Source organism: Psychrobacter sp. CX16 (assembly GCF_057396245.1).
Genome location: NZ_JBXYJF010000012.1, coordinates 1 through 16,854, shown reverse-complemented (window position 1 = coordinate 16,854; position 16,854 = coordinate 1). Strand labels below are relative to the sequence as shown.

Sequence of the window (16,854 nt, the reverse complement as noted above, 5' to 3'; positions counted from 1 at the left end):
AAAGAAATGACAAATTCTGCCATAGACTCGCTTGTTGCTGCGTATCGAAAGATTGATAGTTCAACCATAGGTCATCTCACTGAAGAGGGATATTTAGCTGGAATAACGCCACTGCAAGCCTGCACTCAAGGTCTAGCGGGTCGAGTGGTAACGGTACGTCTGAATTCAGACAATACCGACGTAATTAATAAAGCATTACGATTGGCACACCCCAATGACGTGTTGTGTATTGATGCACAGATATTAGGGGATAAAGCATGTTGGGGGGCTTTACGCACTTGTGCTGCCATATATGAGCAGTTAAGTGCGGTCATCGTATTAGGAAAAGTGACAGATTCTATGGCACTGAAGCAACTGGATTTTCCTGTGTTTGCAACGGGGGTTAGTGCTTTGACTACCTATAAATCTCAGGGTGAACAGGGTGAGATACATTGTGATTTGAACTACCAAATAGGTGATAGCAAGACGATTGCTATAAGTTCAGGAGATGTGGCAGTGATGGATAGTGATGGAGTATTTATCCTGCCATTACCACTTGCACATTCTTTACTTAGAAGGTGTCAACAAAAGCAGCAAAAAGACGACGCAAAACTGCAATTATTTATGAGTGCTTATCAAAATAATGAACTGGATCAGCTGGTTAAAAAACTTGAAGCTGATAACAAGAATTAAAGAAATTGCCAAAATGTTTCATAAAACTATAGAATTAATAATGATTATCATTTAGAATAGCTTTTGTATTTAAAATTACGTATTTAATACCTTTTTAATTCAAATAGTATTAATTGTAACAGTATTTAGTAACCTGCTTTATTAGTTTTAATCTCGGAAGGACAGGTTGCGATTTAAAAGATAACTTTGGTTGGTCAGTCGATTATCTGCCAGCAAAACTTAATAAGCCCAACAAGAGGAAATTATTCCATGAAGAATCATCACCTTGCATTATCTGTTCTAAGTTTATGTATTAGTCAGCAACTTTATGCACAAACTGATGCGAATGTTACCTCAGCTCAAAATGATACGACTTCTCAATCAAATTCGATGACCACTAATGCAGCTAAAGTCACTAACTTATCAGCTGAGGAAGCGGCAGATATTCCAAGTGCGACACTTGATACGGTGGTGGTAACAGGATTCGCAAAAACAGGGACGGTACTTGCACAAAAAATCAGTGAAATGCCGGCGGTGACTCAGGTTATTAGAGAAAAAGATATACATGCTCAAGCTGTGGGCAGCCGTACCACCGGTGATATATTGGCACAATTAATCCCAAGCTTGGGTACCAGTAGTGGTGGAACAAGTAACTATGGCACCACCATGCATGGTAGACCAGTTCAATTTTTATTAAACGGTGTGCCATTAACAGGGTCACGTAATTTATCACGAGAGCTAAATAGTATTGATCCGGCGCAACTTGAGCGAGTAGAAGTACTATCAGGGGCAACCAGTATTTATGGTTCAGGCGCTGCAGGCGGCCTCATTAACTTGGTAACCAAGTCGGTGGAAGGAGAGGGGTTTCAAGGTCAAACTCGTATCGGTATGAGCGCTGCTCGCGATTTTGACTCTGATTCACTAGGCTATAATGTCGGTCAAACTCTAGCCTATGGTGGTGATAATATCTGGGGGCGCTTAGATGTTGATTATGAGGACAAGGGCGGGCAATTTGATAGTCATGGCAATCGTATTAGCCCAGATGTTAACCAGACCGATCAGCAAGATACTCAGTCGCTTAGTGTGAATGCGAATGTGGGGGCAAATATTGATGAATCGCAAAGCCTAAACTTAGCTGTCACCTATTACAATGATGAACAAGACACAGATTATGGCCCAGATTATGGCGATAATTTAGAAGTATTATTTGGCGCTACACCTTCACTGCGTGCTATCGATGGGGCGCACATTGAACATGAGCCAAGAACCCGTAAAACCTCAGTTAACCTGAACTATAATAATAATGACTTTCTAAACTCTAATCTAAGTATTACGGGGTATTATAGAGATGAAAAAGGACGGTTTTATCCATCTGGTAAAGACGCAAGCACTCAGGCAATCGGTGAATGGGTAGCCAATGGGTTAGCTGATAGAGATACGCTGAAAAAGTTAGCAGGTGCCGCTGTGATTGCGACACAGTCAGAAGCAGATATCGAAGTGAAGGGTGTACGCGCCGCCATGCAAACTGAGCTTGATATTAAAGATATGCCAACACTTATAAGCTACGGCGCAGATTATGAGCGTGAAGAAAGTGAGCAGACGTATTATGGTCAAGATTTAAATAAATTTATGGCCAGCAATGGTTTAGTAGCTGAACCCAATGGCCGTACTTACTATGGTGGGCCAGATACGACTATTGATAAAATTGGTGCATTTGTCAACGCTGATATAGATTTTACAGATAAGTGGCATGCTAGCGCAGGGGTACGTTATCAAAAGCTCAAATCAGATACCGATAGCTTTACCCCCATTTATGAGCAGATACTAGAAGAGTATTTTCACGACCCCCGTATTGCCCCTGTAGCAAATGCATATGGTATTGATTACCAAGCAGGCAGAGTAGAAGCTGGTGATACTGACCATCATAAAACCTTATTTAATGTCGGCACCAGCTATCAGATTACGCCAGAAGATCAAATCTTTGCCAACTTTTCACAAGGCTTTACTACTGCTGATATCCAGCGTGCCCTACGTGATGTTCGTTCAGGTTTCGTTGTTAACTCAGATAATGTGCAGCCGATTGAAGTGGATAACTATGAGCTTGGGTGGCAAGGCACGCACGGTAATACCAATGCTAAGTTGAGCGGATTTTATAATGAATCGGACAAAACCGTTCGATTTACAGATAATTATACGGTTGAGGTTGTGGATACCGATGAACGTGTCTACGGAGCAGAAGCTTCTATTAGCCAAAAGTTAAGTGACAACTGGCAACTGGGTGGAACATTAGCTTATACGCGTGGTCAATACAAAAAAGATGGCGACTGGTTAGAGCTTGGTGCGGATCGTATATCACCGTTTAAAGGCACGGCCTATGCGCAATATAACTTCAACAATGGCAGTAATATCCGCTTGCAAGCACTGGCTATTGATGGCACAGACAAAGCTTATAAAGATCAGCGCAAAGACCCTGATGCCAAGGCAAATGAAGTATCAGGCTATGCTACCTTTGATTTGGTAGGTCAGGTGAAACTGCCTAAAGGACAAGGCACAGTCGATTACGGGGTATACAACTTACTAAATAAAGACTACTTGAACGTTTATCATCAGACGACCTATGGAGCTATGAACCGTCTACCCTCACAAGGTACGACTTATGGTATCAGTTATACCATCGACTACTAATCTTAATTGAGATTATTCATAAAAAAGAGGGCGGTGATGAACTGACCTACAAATGTTGGTCGTTTTAATTTAAAACAAGGACTGAGTTCTGTATTACACAGGCTCAGTCCTTTTAATTTGAGTCGAGTACGCTCATTATTCTAGTAATGGATATGCTCATGAAACAGTTGCTCTAATTGCACAAGCTCTAGCTTTCTCGCCGCTACCTAACAAAAGTCGGCACTAAAAATTATGGATTTCCGTATATTACAAGCCAATGAATAGTTCGAAAGATATAAGCATGAGATATTTAAACCGTCCCGACTATAACGGAAAGAGTTTTACTTCAGTTAGGTAGCAATGCCAGACGAGAGCTGTGTTCGAGTGAGTTGCTACTTCAACATCTCTCACCTACGTTTGAACACAGCAGGGCTGGTTGTATTTGGCTGGAGTAAAAAATTTGTACACCAAAGAAGTGGTCGGTTACGCCATGAATAAGCGCATGATGGCTAATTTGGTGTGTAAGGCCTTAACGATGGTGATTAGTAACAAACGTGCTTATCGTACATTCAGATAGAGCAGTCAATACTGTAATAATAATTATCGTAAAATAATCCAAAAACATGAATTCATAGGCTCAATGTAACGTCGTGGCAACCCTCTACAGGCATAGCCTTCCACCATGCACTCGGTTATGTGTCCTCAGACACTTACTTATCCTCTCTCATATGATAAAGCGCCAATAGAAAGCTTCCTTATCCTAAATTCAAGTCACTTAAAAAAGGACATAGTAATGAATAGCGTCGAAGTATTTGAAGGCGATAGAGCCACGCACTATGATAATTTTGTGGAGACATGGATACCTTGCTATCACAAATTTGTTAGTTTACTGCCAGACTTATTACGTTCTCATCAAATAGGTCATAATGAGGTTCTTATAGCAGGTTGTGGCACGGGTAATGAAATCAAAGTATTGGCTGAGGCGTCATCAGATTGGCAACTCACAGGTATCGACCCGTCTCCAGACATGGTAGCGCAGGCGAGACAAAAACTAGCAGATTATCCTAACGTCAGTATAGTCGAAGGCGTGGTTGCCGACTTACAAAGTGCTAGTGTTGAGGTCGATGCTAAACAGTACGATGCCGCTACATTATTACTAGTGTTACACTTTTTGGAGGACAACGGCGACAAGTTGGTATTATTAAGAGACATAGCCACTCGGCTTAAACCACAAGCACCGTTGATTGTTTTTGATATCAATGGTGACCAAAATCATATCAAACAGAATTTATCGGTTCTAAAAAAGCTGCTACCTAGCGATATGGATAAAGACGTCATAGCATTTCGTTTAGACCGTCTTGAGAACAAGCTGCATCACGTATCCGGACAGCGGTTTACTGAGCTGTGTAGGGAAGCAGGTTTTGATACGCCGATACGGTTTTTTCAATCAACGATTTATATGGGTTGGCTGTTAACAAAGAAATAAGTCATTTTTATCTGACAAGATGGGAACGGAGTCGCCACGGAAGTAGGAGCCAGTCATTGCCACAATATGAACACTGGTTGTAGTCATGATGGTATCTAAGATAGCACCTAATCGGTTTAAGTCATCTGCTGATACATGATGACAACTAAATACCAAATATAAATATTGTGTACCATAATGTGCACCATAAGAAGCTATTTGATATTTGATTTTAGGAAGACAATAGCTCCCGCTAAATATAAACAATCATTTTTTGCACAGGTATTCTCTTAAACCCATAAGTAAAAATACTGCAAAAAAACGATAAGTAGTGTATTTGGAGCTGTAGTAGATAAGCACTATGTTTTAGACTACTACAATGAAGTTAACCCGTTGTAAATTAAGTAAAAAAGTACAGTTAAGGCTAATTGAATATTTAGTACTTGAAATAACAGACCGTTCAGCGGCTGATATACTCGGTATACAACCAAATTCATCTATATTATTCTATCGAAAGATAAGACTTGTTATTGATTATTATCTATCACTTGAAGCTGATGAAAGCTTCGATGGTGAAGTCGAGTTACTTGAATTTAGACTATTTCAGCAAGTTAGTATACTAAGGCCATTAGCCTATAAATTAAGGCTCAACCCTCCACTAAAAAATATTTTTTGTTTGCTCATATAACTAGCATCATTTGAATGGAAATGATTTAGAGGCTCTTACTAAAGAAGACAACATTCATATTAAGAAAATTAGATAAGAATGTTTTATTAAATCCTAGTTTCTTTAAAAGATTATGAGCAGGATAATTTAGCTCTTCGGAGAAAGCTAATACATTCTGAAAGCCCCTATTTTTCATATCTTCTATTAATTTAGAAGCCGCTTCAATGACATATCCTTTACGTCGCTCGCTTTTGATTAATCTAAACCCTAATTCTGCTTCATTTCTTCCATCTAGTATACATACCTCAAAACCGCAGTAGCCAATAATCTTACTCGTATTTTTAGATATAATGGCTAATTTTCCAAAACCATATTTTTCATAATGTTCTAAAATTTCATAAAAACGGTCTGTAGCGTCTTCAATATTTAAAGCTCCATTAGGTGAAAATACCATGAAATCCCTATCATGAAATAGCGAAATAGCTTCATCTAAATCTTCTTTAGTAAATGATCTTAAAAATAAATTTTCAGTTTCAAACATAATCATTCTTTAATCTACCTAGAATTAATATGGTATGCCTGTATCTATCTTGCTTAACAAACCCTGTTTAACCCATTGTTTTAATTTCAATAATTGCGACTTTAGATCACTGTGATTGAATTACCACTCACACTCCTTTAAATAGAGGTGAAAATGCTCTTTTGGAACACCATTAAACTTACGTAAATGCCGTTTAACTTGGTTCCATAAATTCTCTATGCCATTAATATGGTTCTTATTATTAACATAGGTTTTAGAGTGGTTTATACGATAATGAGTAAATTCACTGATGTCTAATGCGTTATAGCTTTTAAATGAATCAGTGCAGACAATGCTATCTGGTCTCACCTTCGAATATACCAGGCTCTTGGCTATTTTTGTAAATATGCAGTCTTAGCCTAAGAAAGTAATAACTGGCTGTGGTTTTGTTGACATCGACTAAGCTTACTGCTGTTCTTGCTGTAGAACCTGCAATAAATGGTTCGATTAGTCTGTTTTGCTTATACCAACAAATATACTAACTTTCTATATTGTTCACCATACCCTTATATACTCGTTAATCCCACGAAACACCCATAAAAAAAGGCTTACCGAATATGACGGTAAGCCTTGAATCAAAATTTGGTGGGCCCAGTAGGACTTGAACCTACGACCAAAGGATTATGAGTCCTCTGCTCTAACCAACTGAGCTATGGGCCCTAATAGTAAGCATTTGAACTTGCTTGATTAGACGCATTATATTACCCGAAAATTATAAATTTGCAAGGGTAAGATGAGTATTTAGTGCAACTTTTTATAAATTTTTCGCAATAGAATCAATCCGAGCCACATTTAGCGCTTCACCAATAGCGCTGCCTTGCAGACTGCTATCAATATCTTGAATCGTCACTTGCTTATACGCTTCAACAAACGTCTCAAACTCAAACTGCTGATAGGCAGTTTTGGCAACATGATGTAGAGCCAATATCTCAGATAGGGTACTCATATCTTTATCGGCTTTGGTCATGCCAATAAGTGCTGCAATATTCTCTGCCGTAAGCTGATTATACTTAAGCAAATAGGGATAGCATTGGTTATACGTTTGCGCGAATTGAGTCACTTTCTTCGGTACTTTTAATTGATTGCCCACCGCTTTTTGCTTGTCAGACCATGCACTAATATCCGTAGCAGTGTGCTCTAAAATATCTGACATATTGGCCTGTACGCCTAGCTGTTTGTATAACGGACTGGTTATAGTATCCGCGGCAAAAGATAACATTAATAGTGTCCAGCGCTGATGCAAAGGCAGATTTAACTGTCCTGAAAGTGCTAAAGCACGGCAGATAAATTGTTTAGTCGCTTCATCATGTTGCCAAGCAGCAGCAAGATTAGGCATGACATGGGGCAGGGAGCCTACTTGATACAGGCAGTCAAAATACGCTTGCGGGCTACCCTGCATAAGCGCACGACTGGTCTCTTGCCATACTCGCTCAGCCGTTAAGTGATGTAGCTCATCTGTCTGATTAATGCTGTCTATCAACGCCAATGTTTCAGGAGCGATACTAAATTTTTGTTCTGCCTGCGGCTGATAAAAGCGGCCGTAAAACCGAGCAATGCGTAATACACGCAATGGGTCCTCACTAAAGGCCTCAGAGACATGACGCAGTACTTTATTGTTTATGTCCTCCACGCCGCCATATGGGTCAATGACTTCACCCGTCTTTGGGGTGTCATCATTGAGTCCATTGACTTCAATAGCCATAGCATTGATGGTTAAATCACGGCGCAGTAGGTCTTCCTCTATAGTCACTTCAGGTGCAGCATAGACCTCAAAGCCTTTATAGCCTTTACCCGACTTACGCTCAGTGCGCGCTAAGGCGTACTCTTCTTTTGTCTTTGGATGCAAAAACACAGGGAAGTCTGCACCCACCTGAATGAATCCAGCATCAAGCATTTGCTCAGGTGTTGCACCGACTACCACAAAGTCTTTATCGGTATATCGACGTTTTAAAAGCTTATCTCGGACAGCGCCGCCAACAACATATACTTGCATATTTAGCCTCTAGCTCTAGCAAAATAAAGTTTAAAAAAAGCCAGCAACAAGGCTGGCTTCTTTGTATTCAACTACTTGTCGGTCGATTCAATCATTTACTCTTTCGCATCTGCTTCGATATCTTGAGCTTCAGTAACCGCAAGTGCTGTCATATTCACGATACGGCGTGCTGTTGCTGAAGGCGTTAAGATATGAACTGGTTTGCTTGCACCCAATAAGATAGGTCCAATTGATGCGCTACTGGTTGCAGTTTTAACTAGGTTAAAGGCAATGTTAGCCGCATCTAGCGTTGGCATAATCAAAAGGTTAGCAGGGCCACTTAATACGCTGTGCGGGAAGTCATGACGACGAATCACATCGTCAAGTGCTGCATCACCATGCATCTCACCATCAAATTCGAAGTCAACGTCCATTTCAGTCAACAGCTCAAACACTTTACGCATTTTCACTGCACTGTCACGGCTAGAGGTACCGAAGTTTGAATGTGATAATAGCGCAACGCGTGGCGTGATACCGAAGCGGCGCATTTGATTCACGGCCAATACGGTCATTTCAGCCAATTGTTCTGCAGTTGGGTCTTCGTGGATGTAAGTATCAGCAATGAATAGACTACGATCTTGCATCAATACCGCATTCATTGAATAGAAGTCGCTCACACCATCTAGACGGCCAATCACACGGCGTACATAGTCTAAGTGTAGATTGTAGTGACTGAACGTACCACAAATCATACCATCTGCATCGCCTTTTTCGACCAATAAAGAGCCAATAAGAGTTGTCTTACGGCGGACATCACGACGAGCCAGTTCAATACTCACACCTTTGCGTTTGTTTTGCTCGTAGTAGAACTGCCAGTAATCTCTGTAGCGAGGATCGTTATCTTGGTTAACGATTTCAATGTTATCGCCAGCTTTTAAACGTAGGCTCAAGGCACTAATTTGTGATTCAATGATAGCAGGGCGACCTACTAGAATTGGTTTGGCTAGGCCTTCATCAACCACAACTTGAACCGCACGTAGAACGTCTGGATCTTCACCTTCACAGTATACGATGCGTTTTGGATCTTCTTTGGCACGAGCAAATAGAGGCTTCATGACAAATGCAGAGTTGTATACAAAGGCAGACAGCTTCTGACGATAGGCCGCAAAGTTCTCAATTGGCAGAGTAGCAACGCCAGAATCCATCGCCGCTTTAGCAACAGCAGATGCAATTTCAATGATTAGATTTGGCTCAAGTGGTCCAGGGATTAGATATTCTCTACCAAAACTCTTGCTGGTATCGACGTATTTTTGACCTTGTAGCGGTGTTGCTTCAACATGTGCCATAGCTGCAATAGCATGTACACACGCAATCTTCATCTCTTCGTTAACGGTAGTCGCGCCAACATCTAACGCCCCGCGGAAGATATAGGGGAAACATAAGGCGTTGTTAACTTGGTTAGGATAATCAGAGCGGCCAGTGGCCATGATTATGTCATCACGGATGGCATGAGCAAGTTCTGGCATAATCTCAGGCGTTGGGTTGGCTAACGCAAAGATAATTGGGTCACGCGCCATACGCTTCACCATATCTGCGGTTAATAGACCTGGCATTGATAAGCCTAGGAACATATCCGCATCGTCCATCACATCATTGATTGATGTGGCGTCTGTGTCACGCGCATAACGCTGTTTGGTTTCGTCTAGGTTTTCACGTTTGGTTGAAATAATACCGCGCGAGTCTGCAACGTAGATGTTTGAGCGTTGTACACCTAAGGCACAGATTAGGTCTAGACAAGAGATGGCTGCTGCACCGGCACCTGAACACACAACTTTAATGTCCTCGATTTTCTTATCAATAAGCTGTAGTGCATTAATTAGGGCCGCACCAACAATAATAGAGGTACCATGTTGATCATCATGGAATACCGGAATATTCATACGCTCACGCAGTTCACGCTCAATTTTGAAACATTCAGGGGCTTTAATGTCTTCTAGGTTAATACCACCGAAAGTTGGCTCTAAGGCAGCAACGGCTTCGATGAACTTATCAGGATCATTTTGGGCAACTTCGATATCGAAAACGTCGATACCAGCGAATTTTTTGAATAATACGCCTTTACCTTCCATGACAGGCTTCGATGCCAATGGGCCAATATTACCCAGACCAAGTACTGCAGTACCATTTGTAATCACACCAACTAGGTTGTTACGGGCAGTGTATTTTGCAGCAAGCTTAGGATCGCGCTGAATCTCTAAACATGGCACAGCCACACCAGGCGAATAAGCCAGTGCTAAATCATGCTGGTTAGCGATTTGTTTGGTAGGTGTGACAGAGATTTTACCAGGGACAGGGAATTCATGGTAATGCAAGGCAGATTGTTCAAACTGCTCTTGATTCATCGCATTGAAGTCATTCTCTGCAGGCATTGATGGGGTATTAGAAGTATTGTCGCTCATGTTTAAGACCAATTATATCTTGAAAAAGGAAATCCACGAATGGAGACTCAAAAGTGGTGTACTTAACCACTGTATTTTAGCATTATTATAGGTGTAAACCATAGAACCAAAGCGCATTTAAATCATCATCATTACTAATACGCTACATCTGGGTGATATATCGGTGTACGTCACCCATGTAGTGGGTTTGATAACGTTAGTTACCTTAGCGTTTAAAGCACGCCTCGTCAATTAAGTTTTTTTATAAGCGTCCATACCACCCTTGTTTATAGTACAGATGGACGGCTTTAATAGGAAAGTGCGATGTCAATTAGATTTTTTATGGATAATCCGCACTTATCTTCTCTAGCGATTGCTTATGATTAAGAAGAGCAGCTAATCACTATAGGTCTTGCATCTTTAGTCGGTGGTGTGATATCCGCATCCGTTGCTGTGTCTTGCACTTCATAAGGTGTGGTCAGTAACTGAAATAAGCGGTCCACTTCAGCAAAAATACCTGATTCTGCCTGTGTAATCGCCCGCTGTGCCATCGCATTACGCAGCACATACACTGGGTTATTGTTTTTTAGAATATTAATAACCACATCGTTTGAATCGTGTAGCAAGCCTGTTTTGCTAATCTGCTGACTCACATGAGCGGTATATTTATCTTGCCACTGCTGCCATTTTTGTAATGATTCAGCATCAAGTTCATGGTTGATATTTGCTAGTAGCTGAGCTTCATAAGCATGATTGTCTGCATCAAGAACAGCAATCAGCGCTCTAAAGCTGTTGGTATAATCAAGCTTGTTATCTTCTACAAACTGTAAGAAGTCAAAGGCCAGTCTTAATGTACCATTAATATCATCCGCATCTGGAGTTGCATTCGACTGTTCTAAAGACAGATAATCTGGGCTGTTTGCATCATTTAAGCCTTCCCAAGGCAAGCCCATTTTACGGCACACGCCTTGCTGATAATGCTGCATAAAGCTTGTTTCATAATGCGATAAACAGTCTGCCAAGGTCTCTCTACTAATGGTCTCTTGTTTGTCGCCAATGACAGTTTTTCCAGATAGCTGCATAAAATGCATCATCCACACATTCAAATTCCAATGCCCGATAGCTGGCTGATTTTGATAGGTATAACGTCCTGTATGGTCTGAGTGGTTATTAATCCAGCCTGGATCAAAGCGTTCTAAGAAACCAAAAGGCCCATAATCAATCGTGGTGCCAGTGATTGATAAGTTATCTGTATTCATTACACCATGCGCAAAACCAAGTAACTGCCAATCGGCAATCATAGCCGCGGTGCGCTTGACCACAGCAGAGATAAAGTCTGTTACTGGTGTGTCAGAATCGGTCAGCTCAGGATAATATGTTTCAATCATATACTTGGTAAAGCCGCCTAATAAGTCTGGCGCAAAGCTTGCAATCCATTCGACATGACCTAAGCGAATGTGTGTATCTGCCACGCGCATTAATGCAGCGCCTTGTTCCATAGTCTCTCGGCGTACCGGTGTATCTGAGGTGATAAAGCCCAGTGCGTTTGATGAGCGAATACCCAGTGATGACATGGCATGGCCGCATAAATATTCACGAATGGTACTGCGCAAAACCGCTCGGCCATCTCCCATACGAGAGTAGGGGGTAAGGCCTGCGCCTTTGAGATGTAAATCAGTCAATTGGTCTTGTTTATTACGAACTTGAGCCATCAATAAGCCGCGACCATCACCTAACTGACCTGCCCATTGACCAAACTGATGCCCAGCATAGGCCATAGATAATGGCTCAAATCCATCCGGTACATAATGACCTGACAAGATATTGACCCAATTATCTATTAAGTCTTGGTCGTCATCCCAGCCAATTTGGCTTGCAACTATTGGATTGAAGTGTCCAGCTTTGGGGTTACTAAGTGGGGTAGGTGGTTGTTTGTTATACAAGCGAGGGTCAAGTTTGGCGTAACTGTTTTCAAATTTCATAATATTTATATCAGCTTTTGTAGGATATATTGATTGGCAATGTGCGTGTGATAGCAAAAGTAAGTTGTTGAATAAACAAATTATTTTTAGTAAAGAGTAGCATTGAGAGAGATGATAACAAAGCTTGGCAGTAACAAGTAGGGGTAGAATGTTATTGTTATATAGCGTCAGCAAACAATTGAAAAGTGATGGTTTTCACCCATTTAAATCTACGCTACGTTCTATTTTAGTATTGTGGTAACAGAGTTTGCTGTGAAATGAGGTCATAAAAAAACCCTTCAACCTGACCATAAGTCAGGCAAAGGGTAAGGTGGTATTTACTACCTATCTATAAGTCACATAGCTTAAGTCAGAATACTGCTAATCTTATTATTTCTTATAAGGATAGTTATTTGATGCATAAAGCACTTTAAGCAGGCGTATAACCAATGCTGTGAAAAGTTTTTTTAAGATTTCGGTCATGCTTTTTAATACGCTGCTCAATCAATTGATACTGATGTTTTAGCATCTCATCGACTTCATGCAATCTGTCAGAAAATTCTCCCTTTTTCATCTGAACCGCTTTGGTTTTTAAAGCTTGCCATTCTTGGACGGTTTGTTTAAATAAGTCTTGCTCAAACTTAATGCGGTCACTAAAGCGTTGTAAGCTGCGTGGTAAGTTGTTGTCAATCAGCAAGCCTTTTTCATCAGTAATCGGCGCAAGCTTTTGCTGTGCTTGCTTAAACTTCATCGTGATCTCGGCATGCTTAATGGTTGTGTCATCAACGACACGTAAGTCAGAGGCTAAGCCAAGTTTTGCTAAAGCTGCGATGACCCATTTAGTTGGATCATATTGCCACCATTTCACACCATTCCGGTAGTCGTATTGGAAGAAGTGATGGTAATTATGATAGCCCTCCCCCCACGTTGGGATAGCCAATAAGAAGTTATCACGGGCGCTATTGGTGTCGGTATAAGGGCGGGTACCATACATATGGCATAAAGAGTTGATAAAGAAGGTAAGGTGATGATTAATCACCAAGCGCAACAGTCCAGCCAGTAGCAGCGTACCCCAGACATCACCGATTAACCAACCGATAGTGCCAATCAGTCCCACATTTGCAGCGACGACCCATAGACCATAATATTTATGCTGAATTTGCAGCACCTTATCCTTGGTTAAATCTGGAATATTTTTATAATCAAACTGTCCGCTTGGGTAGTTTTTTAACATCCAGCCAATGTGACTAAACCAAAAGCCGCGTTTGGCCGAATACGGATCATCCATCGGATCATCGACATGGCGGTGATGGGTACGATGCCCCGAGCACCAGTCAAAAGCAGAGCCTTGAACAGCCAGGGTTGCACCCACCAAAAAGAAGTTGCGAACGATAGGGTGCGCTTTATAGGTGCGATGCGACATTAATCGGTGATAGCCTGCAGTGATACTCAGGCCGGTCCAAACACCGACCGCTGCAAAGACGCCCCAAGTGGGTGCGCTGACACGATGCGTTGCCAGATACCAAGGTGTGATAATCGCTGCTGCAATCGGGGTGGCCGTCAAGACGATGGCCGGTACCCAGTTAATAGGTGCTTGTTGAAAGGCACGCTCTTGTTCAGGGTCAACACCTAACGCATCTGCCGTGCTCTTTGGATCAGAGCCTAGGCGCGACGCTAAAGGCTGAGTATTGGAAAAAGAGACGTGGGTGCGTAACGTATCGATGAGATTCGGTAACTGCTGTAATACTTGGCCACTTTGATATATTGCCTTACTGGCTACATTTAGAGATAAATCACGGAGGTTACGTAGCTTGTGTAAGGGAGTTAGGGCGGTAGACGTGTTGTGGTACATTTTCGAGGCATTCCTTGCTTTATAGCGGTAAACTCTAAATCTAAGGGCAATCAGCAATCAATCGCTTATAGTGCTGTCTTAAATCTAGAAGTAACCATTATAGATATAGATGAGTGGTATGCTAATAGAATACCCGATAATAATATTAAAGTGAACACTCATTCACTGGTATTTTAAAACTTAGCTCATTTTTTACGTGTTATATACGCCAGTTACAAAGAGCCGTAACAAACAAGCACTTGCTTTAAGATGCCAAAAACAAAGTCGGATAATCGGTGATAATATAGTTAACGCCCAATGTAACCAGGCGTTTGGCTTCATCGATACTATTTACCGTCCATGCACTGGTGGTTAAGTTCGCACGTTTAAAAAGATGCATCATCTTGTCATTATATAAAGGATGATATAAGCCCACACCTGTACAGCCAAGGCGCCTAGCAATATTTGCGGTTTGATTTAAGGGCTGTAATGTAGAGGTGGGCATATTCAAATCAAGCGTATCTGGGTTTGGCAGCTGGCAGGAAAGCTCGTTAGCCTGCTTTTTTGCATAACGCTCATCAAGCTCAACCAATAACCCACGAGAAAAATGCTTTAAAAATCTATGAGTGCTCATTAATTCGTGCAGCTTAATATCAAAACTGGTCAAGGTAAGGGCTGTTTCATTAAAATGGGGTTGGCTTAGAGTTTGATTTAGTGCCTTTATCAACTCACTATGATGCGTACGGTGATGGGTCTTAATCTCAAGCTCAACCCGTTTATAACCGCTCAATACTGGCAGAATATCGTCAAGAAGAATAATGGCATGTGGACCTGCCGTTAAACGCTTTATCTCATTATAAGCAGACTGATTGACCCAAGCTTGTCGTTTAAATAGCCTAAGCAGAGAGTCATCATGAAAAACCGCCAACTTATTATCCTTGGTTAATTGAACATCAAACTCAATACCAATCAGTTTATTCTTTGAAAATTGACTTAAGCGGTGTGTGTATTCAAACCCAAGATAACTATTTTCGAACCTCTCTCCACGTGCACCGCGATGACCTAATAGGAAAGAGGGATAGATATCAAGCATCTGATTTAACGATAGGGTAGACATTTTGAACTCTTAAATGGATTGAAATAGAGGATGAGTTGATTGAATTTACTGCGAGTTAATATAAAGATACAGAATGGCGAATTTAAGTACGCTTACAGTAATACTAATTAACAAAAGCTATTTATTTGGCGTATAATACGGCTCGATATGGGTAATATACCTACTTTATCCCCAAACGTGTACGCTTTAATGTTTAAGATTGTTGTTGAGCGACTAACGTAATAATGGACTAACCCTGCGTTATCCTAAGTTATTGAGCAACTGCCAATCGAGTGCTCCGTTCATGTTTGAACAATCACAAATGAGTTATTGATAAATTGAGTTATTGGCATCTTTATATGCGAATAATCTAAGAGGTTATGATGAAGTTAAGTTTTGATAGTGTTTCTCGTCACACTGGTCTGGTAAGTGTCGCATTACTTTGCGGTATTACAGCAGTGTCTTGTAGCAAAAAGCAAGAGGCGAGCTCAGATGAGAATCAAGTTGTCGTTGCTGAAAATGAAAACGCAGCAGATACTGCTCCTGCTATTCTGTGTAATGACCCCATCGCATTAACTCAGCTAACCCAATCTGTCAAAGCCAGCGTTGGCTCGCAAACTCAAGCACTATTTAATAGCTATGCTGAGCGTGCAAATGCAAGTTTAAGCTATTCAAATGCAAACAATGCTGTGGGTTCTATCTTAATTGATGTGGCCAATCCGACTATGCTACAAGGTGCCAATGCCAACGGTATGGTCACTTGTAATGCAAGCCTTAGTTTAACGGTACCTAATAAAGATGTGATTCGTGCTAATAAAGCGTATCAGAGATTAGAAGGCGACGGCGATTTAGGTAGCTATTTGCAGTCTCAAAATATTACTTTGAACAACAATATGCTCGTTAGCAATAACTTCAACTACGTGGTCGGTATGCAAGGCGGTCAGTCTGCTGCACGTGTGGTTGGACAGCCTGCGATATTGACAGCGGCATCTGATATTATCGCCAGATCCCAGTTCCAATCTGCGCTAGATGCGAGTCGTGCTGGTCCTGCAACGGTTAAGCCAAGATCTGAGCCTGCATTACCATCAGAGCCAAGATTACGTCAAGAGCCAAGAGTCCGTCCTGAGCCTGAGCAAAGACAACACACGCCGGCTCAGCAGCATAGTGAGCCGCAACCAGAGCCTAATCCAAGGGCAGAAGCGCCGGCTCCGATTAATACTCCAAAGCGTAATACAGACAACAATGACAACGAAGTTGTAGGGTTAAATACACCAAGCAAGCCTGCAAAACCGCAAGAGCCAAAAGAGCCGATGAAAGTGCCAGAAGATGAGCGAATCGAGATGGTTATCATTGAAGAAGAAGGCACTTACTAAGCCTTTATCTATACTGATTTGATACTGTATGTCTCGTCCTAAAATAGGTTGATGATTTAAAACAAGCCAGATACCCCGTGTATCTGGTTTTTTCTATGCAGAACACCCATAACTTTGATGAAACTCGAAAGGCGTTCTCATATTCAAACTCAAATG

The 16,854-nt window shown here is 41.4% G+C and carries 10 protein-coding genes, 1 tRNA gene and 3 pseudogenes; 6 read left to right on the top strand and 8 right to left on the bottom strand.

All coding sequences use genetic code 11. The annotated features are described in order from the left end of the window. Positions 1-6 precede the first annotated feature (6 nt). From AC2SLM_RS06035 to AC2SLM_RS06015, 5 genes and pseudogenes are all read left to right on the top strand, one after another. Positions 7-672: an RraA family protein gene (locus AC2SLM_RS06035; protein ID WP_486552603.1), complete on the top strand. Its 666-nt coding sequence runs from the start codon at positions 7-9 to the stop codon at positions 670-672. Positions 673-921: 249 nt separating this feature from the next. Beyond that, complete coding sequence (locus AC2SLM_RS06030) at positions 922-3,336, top strand: TonB-dependent receptor (RefSeq protein WP_486552601.1); 2,415 nt, start codon at positions 922-924, stop codon at positions 3,334-3,336. Positions 3,337-3,736: 400 nt separating this feature from the next. Beyond that, positions 3,737-3,958: pseudogene (locus tag AC2SLM_RS06025) on the top strand (DDE-type integrase/transposase/recombinase); the annotation flags it as partial. Between the two features lie 150 nt (positions 3,959-4,108). Beyond that, positions 4,109-4,801 carry a class I SAM-dependent methyltransferase gene (locus tag AC2SLM_RS06020; protein ID WP_486552600.1) on the top strand — a complete coding sequence of 231 codons (693 nt, stop codon included), beginning with the start codon at positions 4,109-4,111 and terminating at the stop codon, positions 4,799-4,801. A gap of 358 nt (positions 4,802-5,159) precedes the next feature. Continuing rightward, positions 5,160-5,372, top strand: a pseudogene (locus tag AC2SLM_RS06015) (IS1595 family transposase); the annotation flags it as partial. A 121-nt stretch (positions 5,373-5,493) separates the two neighbouring features. Here AC2SLM_RS06015 and AC2SLM_RS06010 read toward each other — a convergent pair. The 8 genes and pseudogenes from AC2SLM_RS06010 to AC2SLM_RS05975 form a co-directional block, all read right to left on the bottom strand. After that, complete coding sequence (locus AC2SLM_RS06010; RefSeq protein ID WP_486552598.1) at positions 5,494-5,988, bottom strand: GNAT family N-acetyltransferase; 495 nt, start codon at positions 5,986-5,988, stop codon at positions 5,494-5,496. A gap of 24 nt (positions 5,989-6,012) precedes the next feature. Next, positions 6,013-6,502: pseudogene (locus tag AC2SLM_RS06005) on the bottom strand (IS1595 family transposase). Positions 6,503-6,610: 108 nt separating this feature from the next. After that, positions 6,611-6,687, bottom strand: a tRNA-Ile gene (locus AC2SLM_RS06000). 94 nt (positions 6,688-6,781) lie between these two features. Then, positions 6,782-8,020: a tRNA nucleotidyltransferase/poly(A) polymerase-related protein gene (locus AC2SLM_RS05995; RefSeq protein ID WP_486552596.1), complete on the bottom strand. Its 1,239-nt coding sequence runs from the start codon at positions 8,018-8,020 to the stop codon at positions 6,782-6,784. Between the two features lie 95 nt (positions 8,021-8,115). Beyond that, positions 8,116-10,458, bottom strand: coding sequence for an NADP-dependent malic enzyme (locus AC2SLM_RS05990; RefSeq protein WP_486552595.1), 2,343 nt, complete (start codon positions 10,456-10,458; stop codon positions 8,116-8,118). A 362-nt stretch (positions 10,459-10,820) separates the two neighbouring features. Next, positions 10,821-12,419 carry a protein adenylyltransferase SelO gene (locus tag AC2SLM_RS05985; protein ID WP_486552593.1) on the bottom strand — a complete coding sequence of 533 codons (1,599 nt, stop codon included), beginning with the start codon at positions 12,417-12,419 and terminating at the stop codon, positions 10,821-10,823. 409 nt (positions 12,420-12,828) lie between these two features. Then, on the bottom strand, positions 12,829-14,250 hold the full coding sequence (locus tag AC2SLM_RS05980; RefSeq protein ID WP_486552592.1) for an acyl-CoA desaturase: 1,422 nt from the start codon (positions 14,248-14,250) through the stop codon (positions 12,829-12,831). A gap of 244 nt (positions 14,251-14,494) precedes the next feature. Then, a complete protein-coding gene (locus AC2SLM_RS05975) occupies positions 14,495-15,346 on the bottom strand; it encodes a glycerophosphodiester phosphodiesterase (protein WP_486552590.1) in 852 nt (283 codons plus the stop codon). Between the two features lie 359 nt (positions 15,347-15,705). On the opposite strand from AC2SLM_RS05975, the gene AC2SLM_RS05970 reads away from it, so the two are divergent. Further along, positions 15,706-16,698 (top strand): hypothetical protein, encoded by a 993-nt coding sequence (locus tag AC2SLM_RS05970; protein ID WP_486552589.1) that lies wholly within the window; start codon positions 15,706-15,708, stop codon positions 16,696-16,698. The last annotated feature ends 156 nt before the right edge of the window (positions 16,699-16,854 follow it).